The organism is Rhizobacter sp. P3_B12 (assembly GCF_056402895.1).
Window position 1 is genome coordinate 1 of record NZ_JBFUGN010000266.1, and the last position, 6,906, is coordinate 6,906.

General features: G+C 71.3%; 8 protein-coding genes. All 8 read right to left on the reverse strand.

What is annotated here, in order from left to right:
• On the reverse strand, positions 1-1,278 hold a 1,278-nt coding region (locus AC1D01_RS15465; RefSeq protein ID WP_477867693.1), incomplete at its 3' end, for a serine/threonine-protein kinase.
• 184 nt (positions 1,279-1,462) lie between these two features.
• Positions 1,463-2,647, reverse strand: coding sequence for a pyridoxal phosphate-dependent aminotransferase (locus tag AC1D01_RS15470; RefSeq protein ID WP_477867695.1), 1,185 nt, complete (start codon positions 2,645-2,647; stop codon positions 1,463-1,465).
• Between the two features lie 17 nt (positions 2,648-2,664).
• Positions 2,665-3,189, reverse strand: a complete 525-nt coding sequence (nusB, locus tag AC1D01_RS15475; protein WP_477867697.1) for a transcription antitermination factor NusB — start codon at positions 3,187-3,189, stop codon at positions 2,665-2,667.
• On the reverse strand, positions 3,186-3,650 hold the full coding sequence (ribH, locus tag AC1D01_RS15480; RefSeq protein ID WP_477867699.1) for a 6,7-dimethyl-8-ribityllumazine synthase: 465 nt from the start codon (positions 3,648-3,650) through the stop codon (positions 3,186-3,188). Before ribH ends, nusB begins: the two co-directional genes overlap by 4 nt.
• Before the next feature lie 18 nt (positions 3,651-3,668).
• Complete coding sequence (ribBA, locus tag AC1D01_RS15485; RefSeq protein WP_477867701.1) at positions 3,669-4,766, reverse strand: bifunctional 3,4-dihydroxy-2-butanone-4-phosphate synthase/GTP cyclohydrolase II; 1,098 nt, start codon at positions 4,764-4,766, stop codon at positions 3,669-3,671.
• A 106-nt stretch (positions 4,767-4,872) separates the two neighbouring features.
• Positions 4,873-5,487: a riboflavin synthase gene (locus AC1D01_RS15490; protein WP_477867703.1), complete on the reverse strand. Its 615-nt coding sequence runs from the start codon at positions 5,485-5,487 to the stop codon at positions 4,873-4,875.
• Positions 5,488-5,504: 17 nt separating this feature from the next.
• Positions 5,505-6,647 carry a bifunctional diaminohydroxyphosphoribosylaminopyrimidine deaminase/5-amino-6-(5-phosphoribosylamino)uracil reductase RibD gene (gene ribD / locus AC1D01_RS15495; RefSeq protein WP_477867705.1) on the reverse strand — a complete coding sequence of 381 codons (1,143 nt, stop codon included), beginning with the start codon at positions 6,645-6,647 and terminating at the stop codon, positions 5,505-5,507.
• Between the two features lie 8 nt (positions 6,648-6,655).
• Positions 6,656-6,906, reverse strand: a 251-nt coding sequence (locus tag AC1D01_RS15500; RefSeq protein ID WP_477867707.1) for a hypothetical protein, incomplete at its 5' end; no start/stop codon positions are given.

The following is a 6,906-nucleotide window of genomic DNA, read 5'->3' on the forward strand; positions in this document are numbered from 1 at the left end:
CGAGGCACCGGCGGCGGTCGCTGGAGCGGAGCCGGCGGGGTCGGCGGCGCTCGCGGCTCCGGCGGCCGGCTGCGAGGCTGCGGCGGGTTCTGGTGCAGGGGCCGGCACCGGCGGTGCGGCCGCGACGACCACGGCCGACGCTGCGCGTGGCGCGGCGACCGTCAGCTCGCTGGAGCGCGGCGACATCAGCGTCCACCACGCGGCGGCAGCGATTCCGATGCCGGCGGCGACCACCAGGCCCCAGGCCAGGCGGTGGCGCCCGGTGGGTTGCTCGGCGGACTCGTCGGTGCCGTCGCCGTCCTGCGGATGCTCCTCGAGCCAGTGGCGCAGCTCGCGCGACAACGCACGCGCCGAGCGATAGCGGTCGTCGGGGTTCTTCTCCATCGCCCGGGCGGCGATCTCGGACAAGGCCTTCGGCACGCTGCTGTTGACCTGGTGCGCGGTCGGCGGGTTGTACTCGGCGACGGCGCGGGTGATCTCGGCCAGCGAGCCGCCGCGGAACGGCCGCACGTCGGCCAGCAGTTCGTAGAGCACGACGCCGAGCGAGAACACGTCGCAGCGGCGGTCCACCGGCTGCTGGCGCACCTGCTCGGGCGACATGTAGTAGGGCGAGCCGCCGACGATGTCCTCGCCGTTCGCATCGTGCTGGTGCGCGATGCGGGCGATGCCGAAATCGAGCACGCGCGGCTGCGTGCGCCCGACCATGAAGATGTTGGCCGGCTTGATGTCGCGGTGCACCACGCCCTTCGAGTGCGCATAGGCGAGCGCGTCGGCGACGCGGCGCACGATCAGCGCGGCCTGGTGCGGCGACGGCCGCCAGCCTTCCTGGCGCAGCTGGCGCAGGTCGCGGCCCTTCAGCAGCTCCATCGCGATGTAGGCGCCTTGCTCGCTCGCGCCGGCATCGAACACCGTGACGATGTGCGGGTGGCTCAGGCCGCCGGCCGCGCGGGCCTCGTTCAGGAACAGCGCATTGAACGCATCGCGCTGCTCGGCGGAGATCTCGAGGTTCAGGGTCTTGATCGCGATCAGGCGCGACAGCAGCGGGTCGTGCGCGGCATAGACCACGCCGAGGCCGCCTTCGCCGATGCGGTACTTGAGCGCGTACCGGCCGATGTGGCCGATGGTCGGCATCTGGTCGGCACCGCCCATCGGCGGCACCGTGGTCGAGAAGGTGGCGGCCGGTTGTGCGGGCAGCCCGAGATCGGTGTCGCCCCACTTCGGCGCACCCGGCGCCGAGTTGGCAAGGTCGGAGGATGGATCAGGAACAGGGCCGGGCATGAGGCGGATTGGGTTCGTGGCACGGTTGTCCACCACGCACGCAGCTTAGTGCAAGCGCATCAGGCCCTGGCAGTAAAAAACCCCGCGTTCTGTGCATTCGTAACATGCGCTTGCGAAAGTCGACGAGATGGTGCAGGGGGTTCAACCCAAAACCGACAGCAAAAACGACGGCAAAAGATGACGACTACGGGGACAGCAATTGCTGCAGGCGCTGCACCGCATCCTGCAGATGCGCCATCGAGCTCGCATACGACAGGCGGATGTAGCGATCGGCCGCATGCGGCCCGAAATCGCGGCCCGGCGTGATCGCCACCTGCGCCTCGCGCATCAGGCGGAAGCAGAAGTCCCAGCTGCTGTCGGCATGTGCCGAGCAATCGGCCCAGGCGTAGAACGCGCCGTCAGGCAACACCGGCACGCGCAGGCCCATCGCCTGCAGCGCCGGCACCAGGAAATCGCGGCGCGCGCGGAACTCGGCGCGGCGGCGCTCGAACTCGGCGATCGAGGCCGGCTCGAAGCAGGCCAGCGCCGCCTGCTGCGCGAGCGACGACGGGCAGATGTAGAGGTTCTGCGCGAGGCGCTCGATCGGTGCCACCAGTTCCGGCGGCAGCACCAGCCAGCCGAGCCGCCAGCCGGTCATGCTGAAGTACTTCGAGAAGCTGTTGATCGAGATCACGTCGTCGCCATGCGCGAGCGCGGTGTGGCCGAACGCATCGTCGAAGCTCAGGCCGAGGTAGATCTCGTCGACCATCGTGAAGCCGCCGCGCTCGCGCACCGCCTGCACGATGCGCCCCATCTCGTCGAACGCGATCGAGGTGCCGGTCGGGTTCGACGGCGAGGCGAGCAGCACGCCGCGCGTCGCGGCCGTCCAGGCCGATTGCACGGTGGCGGCATCCGGCTGGAAGCGGTGCTCGGGCGAGGCCGGCAACAGCCGCGCGACGCCATCGGCGGCGGCCACGAAGTGGCGGTTGCACGGGTAGCTGGGGTCGGGCATCAGCACCTCGTCGCCGCGCTCGACGAGCGCCAGGCAGGCGAGCTGCAGCGCGGCCGACGCGCCGGCGGTGATCACGATGCGTTCGGGTGCGATGTCGACCTGGAAGCGCTCGGCGTACCAGCGGCTCAGCCGCTCGCGCAAGGCCGGCAGGCCGGTGGCCTGCGTGTACTGCGTGCTGCCGCGCTCCAGGCATTCGCGCGCGGCCTGCTGCACCAGCGGCGGCGCGGTGAAATCGGGCTCGCCGATGTTCAGGAAGATCATCGGCCGGCCGCCCTGCGCGGGGTCGCAGGCGGCGGTGCGCGACAGCTCGACCGCCGCCTTCGCGCACTCCATCACGTAGAAGGGCTCGATGTGGTCCAGGCGGCCGGCGAGCTTCATGGCGGCATCGCGCCGGGTCAGCGTCGCTGGGCGCGGAACGCCGCCACCTCGACCGGGCGCAGGTCGAGCGCCGCCTTGTCGAGCACGCCGTTCACGTACTTGTGGCCGTCGGTGCCGCCGAAGCTCTTGGCCAGCTCGACCGCCTCGTTGATCGCGACCTTGTACGGGATGTCGATGCAGTGCTTCAGCTCGTAGGCGCCGATCATCAGCACGCCGTGCTCGATCGGCGACAGCTCGGTGGTCTTGCGGTCGACGTGGCGCGAGAGCACCGCGTCGAGGTCGGCGGCTTCGGCGATGCAGCCGTGCAGCAGCGCATCGAAGTGCGCCGCATCGACCTTGTCGAAGCCTTCCTGCTCGCGCATGTGGGCATCGACCACGCCGACCTCGGCGCCGGACAGCAGCCACTCGTACAGGCCTTGCAGCGCGGCTTCGCGCGAGCGGCGGCGCGACGATTTGGGCTGCGGCTTGCCCCCCTTGCCCGCGGGCTTCTTCGCCGCCGGTGCGGCATCGGCCGCCGGCTTCTTCGGTTCGGTCTCGCTCACGTCAGGTCTTCCAGCAGGTTGGCCATCTCGACGGCGACGCGTGCGGCGTCACGGCCTTTTTCTTCGACGCGGGCCCAGGCCTGGGCCTCGTCCTCGACGGTCAGGATGGCGTTGGCGATCGGGATCTCGTGGTCGAGCGCGACGCGCGTGACGCCGGCGCCGCTCTCGTTGGACACGAGTTCGAAGTGGTAGGTCTCGCCGCGGACGATGCAGCCGAGCGCGACCAGCGCGTCGTAGCGGTCGCTCGCGGCCATCGCGTTCAGCGCCAGCGGCACCTCCAGGGCGCCGGGCACCGTCACGTGCTTGATGTGCTTGGCGGCGACGCCCAGCGTGTTCAGCTCGGCGATGCAGGCGTCGGCCAGCGCCTGCGTCAGCTTGTCGTTGAAGCGCGCCTGCACGATGCCGATGCGCAGGTCGGTGCCGTCCAGGTCGGCCGCCTGGCCCTTGTCTGCTGCTTGCATGTCAATCCAGTCGGTCGTTCAGTGTTCGGGGGCGACGAAGCCGGTGACCTCGAGGCCGTAGCCGGTCATGCTCGGCATGCGGCGCGGGCTGCCCAGCAGCTTCATCTTCGTGACGCCCAGCTCGCGCAGGATCTGGGCGCCGATGCCGTAGGTGCGCAGGTCCATCTGCGCGCGGGCGCGCGCCGGCGCCGCCGGGGTTTCCTGCCAGTGCGACAGCAGCGACAGCACGTCCTCGCCGCAGTTCAGCAGCACCGCGACGCCGCGCGCGCTGGCCTGCAGCGTGGCAAGCGCCTTGTGCAGCGGCCACGAGTGGCTGCAGGCACCGGTGTCGAGCAGGTCCATCACCGACAGCGGCTCGTGCACGCGCACCAGCACCTCGTCGCTCGTGTCGATGCGGCCGTGGCTCAGCGCCAGGTGCAGGCCGCCGGTGCGGTCGCTGAAGGCGGTGCAGTCGAAATCGCCCTGTGCGGTGGTCAGCGTGCGCTGGCCGATGCGTTCGATCAGGCTCTCGTTGCGGCTGCGGTAGCCGATCAGGTCGGCGATGGTGCCGATCTTCAGGCCGTGTTCCAGCGCGAAGACCTCCAGGTCCGGCAGGCGCGCCATCGTGCCGTCGTCCTTCATGATCTCGCAGATCACCGAGGTGGGGCTCAGGCCGGCCATCGCCGCGAGGTCGCAGCCGGCCTCGGTGTGGCCGGCGCGCATCAGCACGCCGCCATCCTGCGCTTGCAGCGGGAAGATGTGGCCGGGCTGCACCAGGTCGGCGGCCTGCGCATCGCGCGCGACGGCGGCCTGCACGGTGCGGGCGCGGTCGGCGGCCGAGATGCCGGTGGAAACGCCGGTGGCGGCTTCGATCGAGACGGTGAACGCGGTGCCGTGGCGGGTGCCGTTGCGGGTGGCCATCGGCGGCAGCTGCAGGCGCTCGCAGCGCTCGCGGGGGAGGGTCAGGCAGATCAGGCCGCGGCCGAAGCGCGCCATGAAGTTGATCGCCTCGGGCGTCACGTGGTCGGCCGCGAGCACCAGGTCGCCTTCGTTTTCGCGGTCTTCCTCGTCGACGAGGATGACCATGCGGCCGGCGGCGAGCTCGGCGATCAGTTCAGGTACGGGGGAAATGGGCATCCGCGGATTGTAGGCGGGCGGGATCGAGCAACTCCCCCGGATCCGGCTTTGCCGGGCCGAGGGGAGGCGCCCCCTCGGGGGGCAGGAGCGAAGCGACGTGGGGGCGCTATTTCCCCAGCATGCGCTCGACGTAGCGGGCGATCAGGTCGATCTCGAGGTTGACGCTCGAACCGGCCGCCAGTGTGCCCAGCGTCGTGTTCTCGATCGTGTGCGGGATCAGGTTGATGCTGAACTCGCAGCCGTCCGGGCGGTCGTCGACGCGGTTGACCGTCAGGCTGACGCCGTTCACCGCGACCGAACCCTTGTAGGCCAGGAAGCGGCCGATGTGCGCCGAAGCCAGCACGCGCAGCTCCCACGATTCGCCGACCGGCGCGAAATGCGTCACGCGGCCGATGCCGTCGACGTGGCCGCTGACCAGGTGGCCGCCCAGCCGGTCGTGCGCCCGCAGCGCCTTCTCGAGGTTGACCGGGCCGGGCTGCGACAGGCCGGCGGTCTTGTCCAGGCTCTCGGCCGAGATGTCGATCGTGAAGCGGGCCGCGGCGGCGTCGAAGGTGGTCACCGTCATGCAGGCGCCGTTCAGCGAGATGCTGTCGCCGAGCTGCACGTCGTCGAGGTAGCGGTCGGGGGCATGCAGCGTCAGTTGCAGGCCGTGGGAGGCGTCGGCGCCGAGCGGGCGGACGGATTCGATGCGGCCGAGGCCGGAGATGATGCCGGTGAACATGGGCGTGATTCTCTCAGTCAGAACATTTCCCGTGCTGGCGGGCGGGCGATCACCCGCAGGTCGTCGCCGATGCGGTCGACCGCGTGGAAGCGCAGCGCGGCCGCGTCGTCCAGCCGCTCGAGCGGGCCGAAGGCGGCCAGGTCGCGGCCGGCCCCGAGCAGCTTCGGCGCGAGGTACACGAGGTACTCGTCGACCAGCCCCTCGCGCACGAACGAGCCGTTCAGCTTGTGGCCGGCCTCGACGTGCAGCTCGTTGATGCCGCGCTGTGCCAGGTCGGCCAGCACCGCCGGCAGGTCGACTTTGCCGGTCGGGCCGGGGCGCAGGATCACCTCGGCGCCGGTCGCTGCGAGCGTGTCGACGCGGGCTGCCTCGGGTGCCGCGGCATAGACCAGCACCTGGCCGGGCGCGTCGAGGATGCGCGCGGTGGGGGGCATGTCGAGCCGCGAATCGATGACGACGCGCAGCGGTTGCCGCGCGGTCTCGACCAGCCGCACATCCAGCCGGGGGTTGTCGTCGAGCACGGTGCCGACGCCGGTCAGCACCGCGCCGGCGCGCTTGCGCCAGGCGTGGCCGTCGGTGCGCGCGGCCTCGCCGGTGATCCACTGGCTGGCGCCGTTGTTCAATGCGGTGCGGCCGTCGAGCGAGGTCGCGGCCTTCAGGCGCACCCATGGCCGCCCGCGCACCATGCGCGAGAAGAAGCCGATGTTGAGCTCGCGCGCCGCTTCGCCCAGCAGTCCGGATTCGACCTGCACGCCCTGCGCCCGCAGCCGCGCCAGGCCCTGGCCCGCCACCAGCGGGTTCGGATCGGCGATGGCGCAGACGACGCGCGCGATGCCGGCGGCCAGCAGCGCATCGCAGCACGGCGGCGTGCGGCCGTGGTGCGAGCACGGTTCCAGCGTGACATAGGCGGTTGCGCCCGGCGTCGCATGACCGCGCGCGGCGGCATCGCGCAAGGCCATCACCTCGGCATGCGGCCCGCCGGCCTGCTGCGTGTGCCCGCGCCCGATCACCTGGCCGTGCGCGTCGAGGATCACGCAGCCGACGCGCGGGTTCGGGTCGGTCAGGCCGATCGCGTGCTCGGCCAGCGCAAGTGCTTCGCGCATCGCGGCGTGGTCGGCGGGCGTGAACGCCGCGGCGTTCGGGGACTCGGTGGGCGGCATCGGACGGATCAGGGTTGGTGCTGCACGGTGTCCAGCAGGGCGTCATTGTGCGTCGCGATGGCGCTGCCGTCCGGGCAGGGCTGGTCGCCGCGCACCAGCAGGTAGTTCTGCTGGCGCAGCGCGCCGTGCACCGCGGTGTAGCGGGCGGGGTGCTCGTCGTTGCGGTCGATCGCGCCGCTGCCGTCGAGGTCGGCGCTGTAGCGGCACACGCGCTGGCTGCCGGCGCGCGTGCCCACGCTCCAGCCGAGCGGTTCGATCT